The sequence below is a fragment of the Gordonia otitidis NBRC 100426 genome, from assembly GCF_000248075.1.
GTDB classification, from domain to species: Bacteria; Actinomycetota; Actinomycetes; order Mycobacteriales; family Mycobacteriaceae; genus Gordonia; species Gordonia otitidis.
Window position 1 is genome coordinate 22,508 of sequence record NZ_BAFB01000095.1, and the last position, 13,595, is coordinate 36,102.

General features: G+C 66.2%; 14 protein-coding genes. 6 read left to right on the forward strand and 8 right to left on the reverse strand.

The features are described from left to right. Positions 1-34: 34 nt before the first annotated feature. The gene (gene mqo / locus GOOTI_RS09585; RefSeq protein ID WP_039993853.1) at positions 35-1,567 is read right to left on the reverse strand and encodes a malate dehydrogenase (quinone); all 1,533 of its coding nucleotides are present in this window, start codon (positions 1,565-1,567) and stop codon (positions 35-37) included. 314 nt (positions 1,568-1,881) lie between these two features. Between mqo and GOOTI_RS09590 the strand changes: the two genes are divergently transcribed. Next, entirely contained in the window at positions 1,882-2,868 is a 987-nt protein-coding gene (locus GOOTI_RS09590; protein ID WP_051997928.1) for an alpha/beta hydrolase, read from the forward strand. Continuing rightward, positions 2,865-4,280, forward strand: coding sequence for a mycothione reductase (locus tag GOOTI_RS09595; protein WP_007238388.1), 1,416 nt, complete (start codon positions 2,865-2,867; stop codon positions 4,278-4,280). The genes GOOTI_RS09590 and GOOTI_RS09595 overlap by 4 nt, the downstream gene beginning before the upstream one ends. 4 nt (positions 4,281-4,284) lie before the next feature. Here GOOTI_RS09595 and GOOTI_RS09600 read toward each other — a convergent pair whose 3' ends face one another. From GOOTI_RS09600 to GOOTI_RS09610, 3 genes are read right to left on the reverse strand one after another with little or no spacing between them, the layout of a single operon-like run. Further along, positions 4,285-5,121, reverse strand: coding sequence for an alpha/beta fold hydrolase (locus GOOTI_RS09600; RefSeq protein WP_007238389.1), 837 nt, complete (start codon positions 5,119-5,121; stop codon positions 4,285-4,287). A gap of 58 nt (positions 5,122-5,179) precedes the next feature. After that, the gene (locus GOOTI_RS09605) at positions 5,180-6,736 is read right to left on the reverse strand and encodes a cobyric acid synthase (RefSeq protein WP_007238390.1); all 1,557 of its coding nucleotides are present in this window, start codon (positions 6,734-6,736) and stop codon (positions 5,180-5,182) included. 9 nt (positions 6,737-6,745) lie between these two features. Further along, entirely contained in the window at positions 6,746-7,141 is a 396-nt protein-coding gene (locus GOOTI_RS09610; protein WP_007238391.1) for a winged helix-turn-helix transcriptional regulator, read from the reverse strand. A gap of 129 nt (positions 7,142-7,270) precedes the next feature. On the opposite strand from GOOTI_RS09610, the gene GOOTI_RS09615 reads away from it, so the two are divergent. Beyond that, entirely contained in the window at positions 7,271-8,020 is a 750-nt protein-coding gene (locus GOOTI_RS09615) for an SDR family oxidoreductase (protein WP_007238392.1), read from the forward strand. 26 nt (positions 8,021-8,046) lie between these two features. Here the strand turns inward: GOOTI_RS09615 and GOOTI_RS09620 are convergent, their stop codons facing one another. From GOOTI_RS09620 to GOOTI_RS09635, 4 genes are all read right to left on the reverse strand, one after another. Then, positions 8,047-9,093, reverse strand: coding sequence for a hypothetical protein (locus tag GOOTI_RS09620; protein ID WP_007238393.1), 1,047 nt, complete (start codon positions 9,091-9,093; stop codon positions 8,047-8,049). Positions 9,094-9,159: 66 nt separating this feature from the next. After that, positions 9,160-10,023, reverse strand: coding sequence for a type I methionyl aminopeptidase (gene map, locus GOOTI_RS09625; protein WP_007238394.1), 864 nt, complete (start codon positions 10,021-10,023; stop codon positions 9,160-9,162). Continuing rightward, positions 10,020-10,610, reverse strand: a complete 591-nt coding sequence (locus tag GOOTI_RS09630) for an ATPase (RefSeq protein ID WP_007238395.1) — start codon at positions 10,608-10,610, stop codon at positions 10,020-10,022. Before GOOTI_RS09630 ends, map begins: the two co-directional genes overlap by 4 nt. Beyond that, positions 10,607-10,984, reverse strand: a complete 378-nt coding sequence (locus tag GOOTI_RS09635; protein ID WP_007238396.1) for a TA system antitoxin ParD family protein — start codon at positions 10,982-10,984, stop codon at positions 10,607-10,609. Before GOOTI_RS09635 ends, GOOTI_RS09630 begins: the two co-directional genes overlap by 4 nt. A 188-nt stretch (positions 10,985-11,172) precedes the next feature. Here GOOTI_RS09635 and GOOTI_RS09640 point away from each other — a divergent pair, with 188 nt between their 5' ends. The 3 genes from GOOTI_RS09640 to GOOTI_RS09650 all read left to right on the forward strand — a co-directional run. Next, the gene (locus GOOTI_RS09640) at positions 11,173-12,186 is read left to right on the forward strand and encodes a heme/hemin ABC transporter substrate-binding protein (protein WP_007238397.1); all 1,014 of its coding nucleotides are present in this window, start codon (positions 11,173-11,175) and stop codon (positions 12,184-12,186) included. Continuing rightward, positions 12,183-13,262 (forward strand): FecCD family ABC transporter permease, encoded by a 1,080-nt coding sequence (locus GOOTI_RS09645; RefSeq protein ID WP_007238398.1) that lies wholly within the window; start codon positions 12,183-12,185, stop codon positions 13,260-13,262. Before GOOTI_RS09640 ends, GOOTI_RS09645 begins: the two co-directional genes overlap by 4 nt. Further along, positions 13,256-13,595: ATP-binding cassette domain-containing protein (locus GOOTI_RS09650; protein ID WP_007238399.1), on the forward strand; the 340-nt coding region annotated here is incomplete at its 3' end. The genes GOOTI_RS09645 and GOOTI_RS09650, both read left to right, overlap by 7 nt.

A 13,595-nucleotide genomic window follows, 5' to 3' on the forward strand; every position in this document is an offset into this window, starting at 1 on the left:
GTGACTATCACACCGACAGCGCGCACGTCACAACTCAACCGGCGGGGGCGGGCTCGACGTCGGCGTCCGTCGCGCGCACCACGGTGTCGCGGCGCAGCTCGAGGCTGCTGCTCGTCCAATCCCAGACCTGGTGGAACAGGTCGGCGTTGTCGGAGAGTTTCTTGCCGAACGACGGAATCATCTCGGTCAGCTTCGGGGTCCAGCGGGTGAACTCGGTCGGGAAGCACTGTTCGAGCACCGACAGCATCGCCGGAACGGCGGTCGACGCACCGGGAGATGCACCGAGCAGGCCTGCGATGGTGCCGTCACCGGCAGCGACCACGGCGGTACCGAATTCGAGCTTTCCGCCCATGCCTTCGGCGTTCTTCCGGATGACCTGCACACGCTGGCCCGCGGTGATCATCTCCCAGTCGTCGCCGATCGCGCGTGGGACGAACTCGCGCAGCGTGTCGACACGGTCCGCGGGACTGGCGGCGAGCTCGCTGATCAGGTACTTGAGCAGACCGAACTCCTGTGGAGCGATGGACATCATCGGCAGCAGGTTGCCCGGCTTGACCGAACTGAGCAGATCGGTCATCTTGCCGCTCTTGAGGAACTTGGGTGACCAGCCGGCGTAGGGACCGAACAGCAGTCCCTGGCGGTGGTTGATGACGCGGGTGTCGAGGTGCGGCACCGACATCGGGGGCGCACCAACCGCGGCCTGGCCGTACACCTTGGCGTGGTGTTCTTCGATGAGTTCGGGATTGGTGCACCGGAAGAACTCACCCGACACGGGGAATCCGCCGAAGCCCTTGGCCTCCTTGATGCCCGACTTCTGCAGAAGGTGCAGCGCGCCGCCGCCCGCTCCGACGAACACGAACTTCGCGTGCACGGTCCACTTCTCGCCCGTGCGGACATTGCGCACCTTGACGATCCAGCTTCCGTCGGACTGCTTGTCAAGGTTGGTCACGGCGTGGCCGAAGTAGATGTCGCCACCCTTGCCGACGAAGTTCAACAGCTTCTGGGTGAGCGAACCGAAGTCCACGTCGGTGCCCTCGGTGAACCAGTTGAGAGCGACGGGGTCGGAGAAGTCCCGACCCGCCGACATCAACGGGAGCCGCGCAGAGAACTCAGCCGGATCGGTGATGTACTCCATGCCCTCGAAGAGGACTTCCTTGGAGAGCGCGTCGTAGCGCTTGCGCAGGTAGTCGACACCCGCGTCGCCGTGGGTGAAGCTGACGTGCGGAATCGGATTGATGAACTCCGAGGGCTGCGAGATGATCCCGTTGTCGACGGAGTACGCCCAGAACTGTCGGGACACCTGGAACTGCTCGTTGATGGCGATCGCCTTGGTGATGTCGACGCCACCGTCGGCAGTCTTCGGCGTGTAGTTGAGCTCACACAACGCGGAGTGGCCGGTACCCGCGTTGTTCCACGGATCACTGCTCTCGCCGGCCGCGGCGTCGAGCCGTTCGAACAGGCTGATCGTCCAGTCCGGCTGTACCTGCCGCAGCAGCGCGCCCAGGGTGGCACTCATGATTCCAGCGCCCACCAGCGCGACGTCCGTCTTGATCACCGATTCAGACACGTCGGACCCCACTTCAGACTTCGGTTCGACAGCACGGCTGTGTGCTGCCCGGACGATCGTCGTCCACTTGGGACCATTGTTCCCCATGCGAGTGACTGGGCCCGAATCGCCTCCACCAAGTGTGGGCCGGATGACACTTGCGTACTCGTGCCGTGTGCACCTTTACAGTGGGAATCGTGACTGTGTCCCCCGCGTCGAAGTCCCCCGCGTCGAACACCTCGACGCCCCCGGCAGAGACGTCCCCGACGACCAGCAACACGGCGAGAACACCGTCTGACGGAACGGCCTTCGACTCGGGGTGGCAGCCCGACCGACTGCTCGATCGATACGAGGTACGGACGTTCGACCTCGGTCGTGACCCGGACGGCGAGGACCCCATCACCGCGACCCTGATACGCAAACCGACCACGTCGGCGCATGCGAGCAAGGGTGCTGTGCTCTATGTCCACGGCTTCACCGACTACTTCTTCCACGAACCGCTCGCCGACCACTTCCACGAGCGTGGGTATGCCTTCTACGCGCTGGACCTGCGCAAGTGTGGCCGTTCACTTCTCGCCCAGCACACGCCCCATTTCGCGCGCGACCTCGCGGTCTACGACCTCGAACTCGGACTCGCCCTCGACGCGATCGCCGATGACTTCTCCGTCGACACTCCGGTACTCGTCGCGGCGCATTCGACGGGTGGCCTGATCACCCCGCTGTGGCTCGACCGCCTCCGCGCCGCGTCGCCCGAGCGCCATGCCCGCGTCTCCGGACTCCTGCTCAACAGCCCGTGGCTCGACCTGCAGGGCGAGCCGGTGCTGCGCAGCTATCCGGTGACCATGTTCATCAAAGGCGTTGCCGCCGTGCGGCCATTCGAGAAGCTGTCGCGCGAACTGTCCGGGGCATACGGCGAGAGCCTCCACGTCGACTCGCACGGAGAGTGGTCCTACGACCTGACGATGAAGCCGCTGGGCGGATTCCCGGTCACCTTCGGCTTCCTCAACGCTGTTCGCTCGGGCCAGCGGCATCTCCACCACGGCATCGATGTCGGTGTCCCGACACTCGTACTGCGCTCGGACAAGACGAAATTCGCCAAGAACTACTCCTCCGCCGTCGACGTCGCGGATGCCGTACTCGACGTCTCACAGATCGCACGGTGGAGTGGCTCACTCGGAGGGCATGTGACGGTCGCCCCCATCACCGGTGCCCGCCACGACGTGTTCCTGTCCGTGGCGTCCGCCCGCGCTCAGGCATACGCGGAGGTCGACCGTTGGCTCGATTCCGTGGTCGAGCCGATCCGACAGGAGCACGCATCATGACCACCCTTCCCGATACGACGCCCCGCACGCAGACGGTCGATCTCGCGATCATCGGGAGCGGTAGCGGTAATTCCATCCCCGACGACCGATTCGACCAGAAGAGCATCGCCATTTTCGAGGAGGGAATCTACGGCGGAACCTGCCTGAACGTCGGTTGCATCCCGACGAAGATGTTCGTGTACCCGGCAGAGGTGGCCGACATCGCCTCCGACGGCGACCGTTTCGGTGTGCACTCGCGCGTGGAGAGCGTCGACTGGCCTGCGATCCGCGACAGGGTATTCGGTCGTATCGATCCGATTTCGACCGGCGGACTGCAGTACCGCGAACTCAAGTGCGAGAACATCACCGTCTACGACTCCCACGTCGAGTTCGACGGACGCGACGACGACGGCAACTACCGACTCGTGACTGCCGATGCGGTGGTGCTCGCCCGTGAGGTGGTGATCGCTGCCGGGTCGCGACCGACGATCCCGGAGGTCATCACCTCCTCCGGGGTGACCTACCACACCAACAACGACGTGATGCGTCTGCCCGACCTGCCACGACGCATGGTCATCCTCGGAAGCGGTTACATCGCAGCCGAATTCGCGCATGTCTTCGGTTCACTCGGCACAGATGTCACGATCCTCGCGCGTGGTCCGATGTTGCTCCGCAAGCTCGACGTCGAGTTGTCGACCCGCTTCACCGACATCGCGGCAGGCAAGTGGGATGTGCGCCTCAACCGTGACCTCGTCGCCGCGGAGGATCGTGCAGGCGGTGGCGTGCGTCTGACGTTGGGAGGTGACGAGGTCGTCGAGGCCGACGTGCTTCTCGTCGCCACGGGCCGCGTCTCCAACGGCGATCGCCTCGGGCTCGCGACGATCGGCCTCGAGTTGACCGACGACGGACGCGTCGAGGTGGATTCACACGGTCGGACCGGTGCGCGCGGGGTGTGGGCGCTTGGCGACGTGAGCTCCCCGTTCCAGCTCAAACACGTGGCCAACCACGAGCAGCGCGTGGTGCAGGTGAATCTCTTGAAGGGTTGGGATGCAACAGATCTCGACTCATTTCAGCACAGCGTGGTGCCGGCGGCGGTCTTCACCCACCCGCAGGTGGCCGCGGTCGGCATGACTGAGTTCGAGGCACGCGATTCGGGCCACAACATCGCCGTCAAGGTGCAGGAGTACGGCGACGTCGCCTACGGCTGGGCGATGGAGGACACGACCAGCGCGTGCAAGGTGATCGCCGATCGTGACACCCGCCAGCTCCTCGGAGTGCACATCATCGGACCGCAGGCACCCACGTTGATCCAGCCCGCGATCCAGGCGATGAGCTTCGGGCTGGGAGTCGAGGAAATGGCGCGCGGGCAGTACTGGATCCACCCGGCGATGCCGGAGGTGCTGGAGAACGCCCTGCTCGGACTGGAGTTCTGACCGTCTAGAACACCGCGGACCGCAGCGAGATCTCGCTGGCCAGCTCCTTGGCGGCCTTCTGCGGAATCCAGTGGTCGACGCCGGGTAGCTCGCAGAATCGGTAGTCGCCGTAGACGTAGCGTCCGCTCCCCTCCGCCTGAGCGCGGCCGAGCGCTGTGTCGCCATCGGACCACACCAGCGTTGTCGGGATCTCCACAGGTGGACACGCCAGTGTCGCCGCGATGTCGCCGGTGAAGTTGGCGCGGTACCAGTTGAGCGCTGCGGTGAGGGCTCCGGGCTCCTTCAGCGGTGCGAGCTCGTCGGCGGTCACGCCTGCGCGAAGTAGCAGCACGCCATTGCGTGCAAGCAGCTTCTCCTCGGCGCCTTCTGCGATGAAGTCCTTGATGTAGGAGGACTTCTCGCGCTGGTCGTCTGTGGTGTCCGCGGATTTGATGGCGTCACGCATCGCCAGCGGATGACCTGTGCTCGCGACGACCAATCCGGTGAAACGGTCGGGATGCTTGCCTGCGAGATGCCAGGCGACGATCCCTCCCCAGTCGTGTCCGACGAGAATCGCGTAGGGCACGTTCATCGCGTCGAGTATGCCGAGGGCATCGTCGACCAGCGCGTCGAGGCGATAGGCCTCGACGTCCGCGGGGCGCGCGGCCGGGCTGTAGCCGCGTTGGTCGACCTGGATCGTGCGCAGACCCGATTCGTGCAGGCGAGCGGCGACGTCGTCGAAGCAGGAGCTGTTCACAGGGAACCCGTGCAACATGAGGACCCACGGTCCGTGGTCGGGGCCGCCGACGCGGACGTCGAAGGTCAGGTCGCCGACAGTGATCTCGCGCCGCTCAGTTTCCACTCCACCAACCCTAGCGGCGTCGCATCGGTCCGACCCCCGGGTTGGCACGTCGGATTTCTCACTGGCCCCCAACCAGGTGGTGGACTATCGCCGGTGGCCGGCGCGACCCGCCGGCGGCGACGATGGCACGAAGAGCGTCCAAGTCGAGATGTGTGCGCACCAGGTCGGCCATGAGATCGAGTTGCCTCTCGCGGATCGCTGCGACGTTCGTGTCGGGTGCGGGTGAGAACGCTTTGCCCGCGACCGCGGAGACGTCGCGAAGATAGGCTCGCCGGAACTCGTCGGAAGCCAACAACCCGTGCCAGTGGGTACCCCGGACGGCATCACGGCACGCGCCCTCCGGTCCGTGCTCGACATCGTCGATCCACGGCTTCTCCGACGAGTCGACGACGCGACCATGATGTATCTCGTAGCCGGTGACCCGGACTCCGTCGACGAAGCCACTTGTGGTGCGTAGCACCTTGTCGGGGTCGAAGCGCACGTCGACGTCGAGGAGGCCGAGTCCGTCGACGGCCGCGTGCCCGGTGCGCCCCGCAGTGGACTCAACCGGGTCGACGATTCGTCGACCGAGCATCTGGAAACCGCCGCAGATCCCGAGGATCGATCCGCCGCGCGACGCCCGTTGAGCCAGCGCGACGTCGAGCCCACGCTCACGCAGCCACGCGAGATCGGAGACGGTCGCACGCGTCCCCGGCACGACGACGAGGTCGGCCGAGCGGATCGACGACGGGTCGGCGACCCAGGTGACGTCGACGCCGGGTTCGCACGCAAGCGCCTCGACGTCGGTGGAATTGGAGATGCGGGGCAGCCGGATCGCGGCGACGGTGAGGCGCTGCGCCCCGTCTGTACTCCGTGTGTCGGGCGGTCCGACCCTGCGTCCCACCGGAGCGGCCAGCGAGTCCTCGGCGTCGATCCAGAGGTCGTCGACGAACGGGAGAACGCCGAGTGTGGGGCGACCGGTCAGCGCGGTGAGCGTGCGTAGTCCTGGGTCGAGGATGGATTGGTCGCCGCGGAACTTGTTGATCACGTAGCCGGCGATCAGCGCCTGGTCGTCGGGATCGAGGATGGCTGTGGTGCCGAACAGGTGCGCGAGCGATCCGCCGCGGTCGATGTCGGTCACCAGCAGAGTGGGTAGCCCGGCAGCTCGCGCCAGGCCCATGTTGGCGATGTCGGAGTCGCGCAGGTTGATCTCCGCGACAGAGCCGGCGCCCTCGCAGATCACGACGTCGAATTCCGCACGCAGGGAAGCAAGTTCATCGGCGACCACATCGCGCAGCTCGGCGCGGCGGGTGAGATAGTCGCGTGCCCCGACATCACCTGCCGGCTTGCCTTGAACCACGACGTGCGAGCGTCGGTCGCTGCCCGGTTTGAGGAGCACCGGATTGAACCGCGTCGACGGCGACAATCCACACGCCGCGGCCTGGAGTGCCTGGGCCCTGCCGATCTCACCGCCGTCGAGAGTGACCACGGAATTGTTCGACATGTTCTGGGCCTTGAACGGTGCGACCCGTACCCCGTCGCGGGCGAGCGCACGGCACAGACCGGCGACGACAAGGCTCTTGCCCGCATCCGAACTCGTGCCGCCCACGAGCAGCGCACCCAGTAACCGCGTCACCGGCACACCCTACCGGGACGGGTCGTCGGCGGGCGCCCCCGAGGGATCACCGTCCGCGAACCGCCGGTGGGCGTCCTCGACGTCGGGCACATGATCCTCGGCCCAGGCGCGGACCGCGGCGAGTGGAGCCAGCAACGAGCGACCTAGATCGGTGAGTTGGTATTCGACGTGCGGCGGCTGACCGCCGAGGTCGAGGCGATCGACGAGGCCGTCGTGCTGCAGAGCGCGCAGCGTCTCGGTGAGCACCTTCGGCGTGATGCCCTCGATGTGCGCCTTGAGCGCACTGAAGCGCATCGATCCGTCGGCGAGGGCGGTGACCACGAAGACCGTCCATCGTGCCCCGATGCGGTGCAGGACGATCCGGCTCGGGCACGAGGCCGCCATCACGTCGTACGCCTTGGACATCGCAACCCCTCTCTCGAGCTCGACCACTCGCCGATCTGCGCTGATCGCCGACGATTTCGTTGAAGATACCGGTATCAAATCCATACCGTGACTGTCGTTCAGCCTACTCAATCCGAAAGGAACGTTGTCATGACTACACACGACGTGAGCACCCCCGCCACGAACATCACACTGGCCGGCACGACCGTCCTCGTCGTCGGCGGCGCAAAGAATCTCGGGTTGGCGATCGCGCAGCGCGCCGACGCGGCGGGCGCATCGGTCGTCATCGCCGCACGCGACATCCGTTCAGCGGAGAAGGCCGCCGCCGCACTTCGCACGGGACGCGCCATCGCCCTCGACATCACCGACGAACAGTCGATCGCGGACGCCGCAGCCGAGCTCGGAGCGGTCGACCACATCGTGAGTACTGCCGCGGCGCACCACAACGTACCGCTGTCCGAACTCGACCACGACGCGACGGCAAAGGCCTTCGACGCCAAGGTGATCGGGCCGATGGTGCTGGCCAAGCACTTCGCCCCACACATGCCCCCGAGCGGATCGATCACCCTGTTCTCGGGTGTCGCCGCATGGAAACCATCGCCGGGGTTCGCTGTCATGGGCGTGACGAACGGCGCAGTCTCCGTTGCGGTCAGTCATCTGGCCAATGAGCTGAAACCCATTCGCGTGAACGCGATCTCGCCCGGCATCATCGACTCGGGAACCTGGGACGAGATGCCCGTTGCCGACCGCGGCGCGTTCTTCGACGGTGTCGCCGAGGGCAATCTCGCCGGTCGCGTCGGAGCCGTCGACGACATCGTCGACGCCGCCGAGTGGCTACTCACCGCGGGCTTCGTGTCCGGTGAGACGATTCACGTCGAGGGCGGCGCCCGCAGCGCGTGATCGACGCCGCACGAGCAGCGGTACGGTCAGTCGGCACCGGCGATGATCGACCGTTGCTTGTTGAACATCGTGGCGAGATTGCGGGTGGCGTCAGAGTCCGGCGTCGATGCGGTCGAGGTACCCGACGAGTCGTATTCCTCGACGAAGACGACCCCGCGCTCGACACCGATCACCATCACGGACTTGAGGGTGAACGTGCTGTACCCGCCGCTGGCCGAGCCCGTCATGGTCAGCGCGTGGTACGACCCGTCGATGCCGGACACCGTGAGCGGTTCGATGTGGATCGGGAAGGCCACGCTCGCACCGGACGTCGTCACCGTTGCCGTGAAGTCTTTGCACGTTGTCATGAGGTGGTCGAGGTTGGACGTCAGGTCGGGGTCGTCCGACTTCTCGACGAGCGCCGAATAGGTGACCGACGTCAGGGAGCTACTGTCGCCGATCGTCTGGATGCGCGCCGCGCCGTCACCGCTGGCGGTACTACCGAAACCGAGCCGTTTGCACTCCGGTTTGTCGACACTGATCGCGTCGTCGGCCTTGTCGGTGTTGGCAGACGAACCACTCGACTCGCTGAATGTGCCGCCGGCAACGGGAAAAGCGGACTGCGGCAGGAGCAACGCGGCAGCGGTGGCGGTGGGCGTCGACCTGCTGCCGTTGCCTCCGAGGGTGAACACCAGAACGACCGCGACGACCAAGACGACGACGATCACCGCAACGATCCCGCCGACGATCCACCAGACCGTGCCAGTGCGCCGCGGAGGCCGACCGCCGGGCGGAAACATGCCGGGCTGCTGGGCATACGGTTGACCGGGATACTGCCCGAAGGGCTGGCCACCCTGACCGCTGTATGACTGGCCGTATTGAGGCGGCTGGCCGTACTGGGGCGGCTGACCGTACTGGGGCTGCTGACCGTACTGGGGCTGCTGGCCGTACTGGGGCTGCTGACCATGCTGAGTCCCAGGGCCGTACTGGGGCTGCTGACCGTAGTTCGGCCCCGGAGCCTGGGGCGGCTGTCCCGAACCGACGGGCCCCCTCCCGCCGAACGGTTCCGGGTTGGGGCCGTATGGCTGACCCACGTCGTGCAACCTCCTCACGCAGCCGCGACTACCAGTGCGGCCACGCACCGGCCTCCACGGAACTCTCTAGTTGTCGGGAATCGTCAGCACTTCGGCGCCGTCGTCGGTGACGACGAGCGTGTGCTCGAACTGAGCGGTCCACTTCTTGTCCGCGGTGACGACCGTCCAACCGTCGTCCCACATCTCCCACGGGAGACCACCGAGGTTGATCATGGGTTCGATCGTGAACACCATGCCGGGTTCGATGACCGTGTCGACGTTGGGCTGGTCGTAATGCAGCACGACGAGTCCGTTGTGGAACGTCTCCCCGATTCCGTGCCCGGTGAAATCACGAACGACGGTGTAGCCGAATCGATTTGCGTACGCCTCGATCACCCGGCCGATGACGTTGAGTTCACGCCCCGGCTTGACCGCCTTGATCGCTCGTTCGGTGGCGATCCTGGTGCGTTCCACCAGGTCTCGCACCTCCTGCGAGACATCGCCCGCCAAGAACGTCGCATTGGTGTCGCCGTGCGCGCCGTCGATGTATGCGGTCACGTCGATGTTCACGATGTCGCCGTCTTCGATGACCGTCGAATCGGGGATGCCGTGACAGATGACCTCGTTGAGCGACGTGCAGCATGACTTGGGAAAGTCTTTGTAGCCCAACGTCGACGGGTAGGCACCGTGATCGATCATGTACTCGTGGGCGATGCGGTCGAGCTCGTCGGTGGTGACCCCGGGGGCCACGGCCCTACCGGCTTCCGCGAGTGCATTGGCGGCTATCTTGGAGGCGACACGCACCTTCTCGATGACCTCGGGAGTCTGGACCCACGGTTCGTGCCCCTCGTTGACGGTCGGCTTCCACGCGTATTCCGGGCGCTCGATCGAGTCGGGCACCTGCCGGATGGGTGTCGGCTTTCCTGGTCGCAGAGCAGTTCGCACGGTCATATCTCCAGACTAGGCTCCGTGATCTCGATCAGTTCGTCGGGCGCCCACGACGGCCACTGCGCCGTGCCCGCGTGGTCGCCGTCGACGAAACGTGCGACGATCCGCGTGACGTCGGGAGCAGAGTTGTCGTACACGGTCGCGTGATCGACCATGCCGATCGCGGCAGACACCAGAGCCCACAGACGCTCATACCTTCCGCGGATCTTCTCCTCCGGTACGAAATGTCCACCTTCGACCACCCGCTCGGCGACACGTGCCACCGAGAGTTCGACCGGCACGAGTACCACGTGGAGGACCACGACGTAGCCCGAGCGTCGCGCGCGGGTTACCAGGTGCAGCTTCGACGGATGCGAGAACACGGTCTCGGCAACAAACGACTCGCCCTGCTCGATCAGCGCTTCGCGGATTGTCGAGGCGATCCGTGCAGCCTCATAGGAGTGCGCCTCGGGACCATCCGGCCAGCGATCGCGGGCTATCACGTCGGCATTGACGAACACGCTGCCCGGCAACAGCGGCGCAAGGCGCTGCTCGACGAACGTCGTCTTACCAGAACCGTTCGGCCCGACGACGAGGTCGAGCCGCTTCACAGAACGATCTGCGTACCGTCAGGGAGATGCTTCACGACACGTCCCTGCTCATCGAGGGCGACCGTCGCGAGACCACGAGCCGCGCGATCGGCGACATGATTGCCGGTGGCGAGCGACTCTTCGAGAGACGCAGCGATCTCCGCGTTGAACACCGCCCCCTCCTCGATCGACAGATCACCGAGCGGGAGCCGTCCGGCGAGCGCGGCCTCGACGCGACGTCGGGCGACCTGCCGCTGGTCGGACACCTCACGACCGACCCGCACCCAGTGCTCGAGTTGCTGGCGCGCAGAGCGCTGTTCGCGTCGACCCTCCGACGCCGCGGCGTCGACGAGCTCCGACGAGAAACGAGTTACCTTGTCGGCGACGTTCGTCATGACTCCTCCTGACCACGAACCTCTGCCCAGTGTAGCAATCTGCTACAGCCAAGGCCGGTCGAGAGCCAGATCCCTTGCTCGTCGTGGTCGGTACGACGACTAAGGTGAGACTAAGCCGACACATTGCAGGTGGCACAGATGGCACGTCGGGGAAAGCGGGAGGTCGCGAGCGATTGAGGTCTTCACGGGTGCTCGCGGTGGTGCTGGGAGCGTTCGTCGCGCTTGCCGCGGGATGTAGCACCGCACCCATCCAACAGCCGACGAGCAGTTCGGTTGCCGCGACCGCACACCTGCGCAACGGGCCTTCGACAGCCACACTTCCCAACTCCGATGTCGTGCCCGTCACCACGACACCTGCCATCACGTTGCCCGCGACGGTCGACTCCGTCGGACACGGCAACGTGACGGTCGCCGATACAAGCCGCATCATCGCGATCGACCGCAACGGAACACTATCCAACACCGTGTTCTCGCTCGGTCTCGGATCGCGCGTGGTCGGCCGCGACACGTCGACGACGTTCCCGTCCGCGTCGAAACTCCCCCTCGTCACGACCAACGGACACACGCTCAGCGCCGAAGCGGTACTGGCACTGAACCCCACCGTGGTGCTCGTCGACGAGGACACGACGCCGCCGGGCGCCGTCGACCAGATCCGCAACTCCGGTATCCCGGTCGTGGCGTTCACCTCGACGAGAACCATCGCCACCACTCCCGCTCTCATCCGCGACGTCGCCGCGGCCCTCGGTGTCCGGCAGGCAGGCGAGCAACTCGTCACACGGACCGAGAACGAGATCGCCGACGCTCGAGCAGCGGTGCCGGACCCGTCGGGCAATCCGCGCATGGCGTTTCTCTACATCCGCGGCCCACGACTGGTGCTCATGTCCGGACCTCAATCGGGAGCCGACGACCTGATCGCGGCGCTCGGTGGCACCGACGCGGGCACGACGTCAGGCCTGAAGCCGGGATTCACCCAGGTCACCACCGAGGCCCTGCTCACCGCGAATCCCGACGTGATCCTCGTGATGACCCAGGGTGCCGAATCGGTCGGTGGGCTCGACGGCGTCCTCGCGCTCCCCGGGGTCTCGCAGACCAGTGCGGGTAAGGCGCGTCGAGTGGTGCAGATGGACGAGACGGAGATGCTCTCCTTCGGGCCGGACACCGGAAAGGTGCTCGGCGCACTCGCCCGGGCCGTCTACGCATGACCCTGCAGAGCTCACCGTCACGATCCCGGCGTCTCGCGACCCGCGGTGGCCGCGTACCCGGCGTCGTCGTGATCGTGGCTCTCGTGGTGTTGACCGTTCTGGTGGTGATCACCTCGGCGGCTGTCGGGCAGGTGAGCGTGTCGCCCGTCGAGGTCCTCGGCAGCCTCGCACACCACCTCCACCTGTCGATCGGACCGCTTCCGGCCGAGATCGGCGAGTACACGCTGTGGAACGTTCGCTTCCCCCGAATCGTGATGGGTCTCATCGTCGGCGCCGCACTCGGAGCGGGCGGGTGCCTCATGCAGGGCGTGCTCGCCAATCCCCTTGCGGAACCGGGCGTGGTCGGTGTGTCCTCCGGCGCCGCTGTCGGCGCAGCGCTGATGATCGTCGTCGGCGGTGTCGGCGTGAACGGATGGGCGCTGGCCGCCGTTGCCTTCGTGTTCGCCCTGGCGACGTCGGCAGCGGTCTATGTCCTCTCGCTCCGCGACGGTTCGTCGTCGCCGATCATGTTGGTGCTGACCGGGATAGCGGTCAACGCCTTCGCGCTCGGCATCATCGCGTATCTCACCTTCATCGCGTCGACGACCGCCCGCGAACAGATCGTGTTCTGGCAACTGGGTTCACTCGAGGGCATCGGCTGGGGGCCGGTGTGGGTGGCTCTCCCGCTGGTCGTGGCCGCCGTCGCGGCGTCGTTCCTGTTGGTGCACAAGCTCGATCTGCTCGCTCTCGGCGAGGTGCAGGCCGCGTCGTTGGGTGTCAACGTGGAAGTGGTGCGTCGCCAGGTCATCGTCCTGGTGGCGATCCTGACCGCGGCCGCCGTCGCGTTCACGGGGATCGTGATGTTCGTCGGACTGATCGTGCCGCACCTCATGCGGCTCATCGTCGGACCCCGACACTCGATCCTGTTGCCGACCAGCGTCATCGGCGGCGCATTGGTGCTCGCGGCCGCCGACCTCGCAGCCCGCACCGTGATGCCTCCGGCGAGCCTGCCGCTCGGCCTGTTCACGTCGATCGTGGGCGGGCCGGTCTTCTTCCTGCTCCTGCGCCGCAGTCGCAACGCGGGGGCCGGGTGGTGACCACGGAAGCAGCGACCACCTCCGGGTTGCTCGGCGAACACATCGACGTCGAACTCGGTGGTCGGCTCGTCGTGCGCGATGTCACTCTCGCGGTTTCGCCGGGTGAACTCGTCGTGCTGGTCGGCCCCAACGGGTGCGGCAAGTCGACGCTCCTGTCGGTCATGGCGGGCCTACGTACCCCGCAGGCGGGCCGGGTGATGGTCGACGGCATCGACATCGCGGGGATGCACGCGCGCGAACTGGCACGGGCACGCTCACTGGTGACCCAGCAGAACCGGCCGGACACACCGTTCACCGTCGCCGAGGTCGTCGAGATGGGGCGGTACCCGTGGC

What these genes read in the sequence shown, in the direction of transcription:
- GOOTI_RS09595 (WP_007238388.1), top strand. Translation starts at nt 2,865, where the DNA reads ATGACCACCCTTCCCGATACGACGCCCCGCACGCAGACGGTCGATCTC.
- GOOTI_RS09610 (WP_007238391.1), bottom strand. Translation starts at nt 7,141, where the DNA reads ATGTCCAAGGCGTACGACGTGATGGCGGCCTCGTGCCCGAGCCGGATC.
- GOOTI_RS09615 (WP_007238392.1), top strand. Translation starts at nt 7,271, where the DNA reads ATGACTACACACGACGTGAGCACCCCCGCCACGAACATCACACTGGCC.
- map (WP_007238394.1), bottom strand. Translation starts at nt 10,023, where the DNA reads ATGACCGTGCGAACTGCTCTGCGACCAGGAAAGCCGACACCCATCCGG.
- GOOTI_RS09635 (WP_007238396.1), bottom strand. Translation starts at nt 10,984, where the DNA reads ATGACGAACGTCGCCGACAAGGTAACTCGTTTCTCGTCGGAGCTCGTC.
- GOOTI_RS09645 (WP_007238398.1), top strand. Translation starts at nt 12,183, where the DNA reads ATGACCCTGCAGAGCTCACCGTCACGATCCCGGCGTCTCGCGACCCGC.